Genomic DNA, 3,171 nt, shown 5'->3' with positions numbered 1-3,171 from the left:
TCCGCGGCCAGCTTGCCGCCGCCGTCGCTGACGAGAATCGTCCGGTATCGTTTCCAGGCCGTTTCGAGCCCCAGGTTGTCGTAGACCCCGCCGTCGGTGAGCAGGACCTCCGACGCCGTCCGCACGCCGCCCGAGAACCGGTGAGGTGCGGTCGGCAGCCGCCGTGGCGAGAAGGCGCCCGGGAGGCACGCCGAGGCCTGCACCGCCGTGGACAGGTTCATAGCGGCCGGCTCCCCGGTGCCGAGCGCGTACGAGTAGAGGAAGCGCGGTGTCAGGTACAGGTGCTGCCCGGACTGCAGCTCGGTCGCGCAGATGACGTGGTCGACCGACCGCTGGAGGTCGGCCATCCGCGTCGGCCGGCCGTCGGTGCTGAAGTGGGTGCTGGCCAGCGCCCGGTCAACGACGTCGGAGCGCCGCTCGAACCACCGCGCCACGACGGCCAGCACCGCCAGCGCTACCAGCAGGGCGATGCCCGCCGGCCAGGACAGCCCGTCCAGGAAGAGCAGCACGACGCCGGAGACGAAAACGGCGACCCCCACGGACAGGCCCGCGAGCAGCGAGATGACGTAGGCGTTGGTCGCCGGGCCCCAGAAGAACAGCCCGGTTTTGGCCACGTGGCGGACCAGCGGGGCGACCCCGGCATCGAACTCCTCCGGATCTGTACGGGGCAGGTCAACCTGCTGCGCCACGACCCCATTGGTGATCGAGCCGCCCGACACTGACGAGACGGCCGCGACCTCCTGGTGCTTGCCGCTGTCGACCAGGTACAGCAGGGTGCCCAGACCCCACAACGTGGCGCGGTGACCGCCCCCGGAGATGGCGACGCCGATGTGCTGTCCCAACTCGACCCCCCCGGGCGACGCTCTCGACGCCGTCCATCCCCTGGCACCGTCGGAGACGATGCCGGACCCGCGTCACGGCTGCGTCACGCGCCGGCGCTTGCCCCGTTCCGGGTGGCACGACCGGTAGTCCGCGGGGCAGCGGTGACGGAGCCGTAACGCCCCGGTGACGGGGTCGCGGGTGTGCTCTCACCGGGCCACTGCCGAAGGGGGAACAGTCGTGGAGGGGTTCGCGGACGGTCCGCTGGAGCTGGAGATGCTGCCGGCCGGGTACGGCGACGCCCTGCTGCTCACCTGGGGCCCACCGCAGGACCGCCACCGCCTGCTGGTCGACGGCGGACCGGCCGGCGCCTACTCGACCGTGCGGGGTCGGCTCCGGGAGGTCGCCGGCGAGGGGCCGCTCGAGCTGATGGTGCTCACGCACGTGGACGCCGACCACATCGAGGGCACGCTGCTGCTGAGCAACGACGCCGACCTGGACATCGGCATCCGTGAGTACTGGTTCAACGGTCCGGCGCAGATCATGCCCGACCTGGGTGGGCGCCAGGGAGAGATGCTTGCCGCCCTGATCAGCGGGCGCGGCATTCCGCTCAACGCCGCCTTCGGCGCGAAGGCCGTCTGCGCACCGGACACGGGGGCGCGACCGGTGCGCTGCCTGCCGGGCGGGCTGACCCTCACCGTGCTGGGGCCCGACGCCGCGGCCCTGACCGCCATGCGGAAGGCCTGGCTCCCCGAGCTGAAGGACGGCGGCCTGGCGTTCGATTCGCCGGAACAAGCACTCGAGGAGCTGCGAAGGAGGACCGCCCGGACCCTTGACGCCACCTTCCTCAAGGGGAACGGGCCGCCGGACGTCGCGAAGCTGCTCGGATCCCCGATCAGCAAGGACCGGGCACCGGCCAACCGCAGCAGCATCGTGCTGCTCGCGGAGTACGCGGGCAACGCCGTCCTGCTGCCGGGCGACGCCACTCCTGCGGCCCTGCGGACGGCCGTGCGCCAGCTTCTCGAGGAGCGCGGGTTGGCGCGCCTGCACCTGGCCGCGCTCAAGCTTCCCCACCACGGCAGCGCCCGGAACATCACTCCCGAGCTGCTCCAGCTGCTGCCCGCGGACGCCTACCTGTTCTCCAGCGACGGCGCGAAGTTCGGTCACCCCGACGACGCCGGCGTCGCCCGGTGCCTGGCGCACGGCAAGAAGGGCGCTGCGCTGGCGTTCAACTACCACAACCCACGAACCCTGCGCTGGGGCGACCAGCGCGTCCTCGCGCCGCGAGAGAACCGCGCGCTCCATCCACCTCCGGGGGGCGCGGGCCTCGTCCTGTCCATCCCCCCGGTCGGGCCCCGACCATGAACGCGCCGGCCATCTCGGTGACCGTGTCCCCGAGCGGGTCCGTGACAGCGCGCACCTGGCAAACCCCCGCCGCGAAGACGAGTTCGCAGAAGGTCGACCTCGGCGGGCTCGACGGCCGCGTCCTCCGCGTCTTCGAGCGCTGGCTCATGGAGTACGAGCGGAGGTGGAACAGGGAGGACATCCGGGTGTTCGGCCAGCTCCTCCACCGCAGGCTGTTCTCCGGACCGCTGTGGAGCTGGGTCGAGGAGCGGCTCGCGCAGCGCGGACCGAACCTCGTGCGGCTCCAGCTCTCGTTCCCCACGGACGCCGCATCGTCCCGGCTCGCCGCGCTCCCGTGGGAGTACCTGTGCGCGCCTGATCGGCAGGGAGGACAGGACGGGGAGTTCCTGGTGCTCACACCGGGCTTGATGCTCTCCCGCTCCGTCCCGCCCGGCACCCCGCAGCGCGCCCCGCTCAGCGCGGACCGCGTGCGGGTGCTGGTCGTCGTCGGGGAGGCGCAGACCGACTGGCTGGGCGAGGTGGACTACCAGCCGGTCCTCGACGTCCTCGAGGGTAGCGGCCTGCAGCCGGCGTTCGACGTCCTCGAGCCCGTGGTCGAGGTGACCAGGACCGAGCTGGCGGAACGCGTTCGCGCCGAGGATGGGCGGCCGCACGTCCTGCACTACATCGGCCACGGCCGCTTCGACAGGGACAGCGGGAAGGGCTCGATCGCGCTCCACGGGGAGGACGGCGGTCCGGACTGGGTGGACGAGGATGCCCTCGCCGACGTGGTCTGCACCGACACCTGGGCGCCCACCGTCGTCGTCCTGCACGCCTGCGAGGGCGGCAGCACCGACTACGAGTACCGCTACGCCGGACTCGCGCCGACCCTGGTGCGGCGGGGTGTCCAGTGCGTGGTCGCCATGCAGTACCCGGTCACCAACGAGACGGCGAACGACTTCAGCGGCAGCCTGTACGACGCGCTGGCCGCCGGCCAGTACCTCGACG

Annotated in this window: 3 protein-coding genes; 2 read left to right on the top strand and 1 reads right to left on the bottom strand. The window is 72.2% G+C overall.

Annotated features, from left to right (window positions below; all coding sequences use genetic code 11):
• A partial coding sequence (locus tag VN520_RS01490; protein WP_325744983.1) for a patatin-like phospholipase family protein occupies window positions 1-842 on the bottom strand: 842 nt, incomplete at its 3' end.
• A gap of 217 nt (window positions 843-1,059) precedes the next feature.
• Here VN520_RS01490 and VN520_RS01485 point away from each other — a divergent pair.
• A complete protein-coding gene (locus VN520_RS01485; RefSeq protein ID WP_325744982.1) occupies window positions 1,060-2,184 on the top strand; it encodes a hypothetical protein in 1,125 nt (374 codons plus the stop codon).
• Window positions 2,181-3,171 (top strand): CHAT domain-containing protein (locus tag VN520_RS01480; protein ID WP_325744981.1); only part of this gene is annotated, 991 nt, incomplete at its 3' end. The genes VN520_RS01485 and VN520_RS01480, both read left to right, overlap by 4 nt.

It is taken from the genome of Streptomyces sp. (genome assembly GCF_035563135.1).
Lineage (GTDB): Bacteria > Actinomycetota > Actinomycetes > Streptomycetales > Streptomycetaceae > Streptomyces.
Note: the sequence above shows the minus strand (reverse complement) of the source record. Positions and strands in the feature narration are given on the sequence as shown.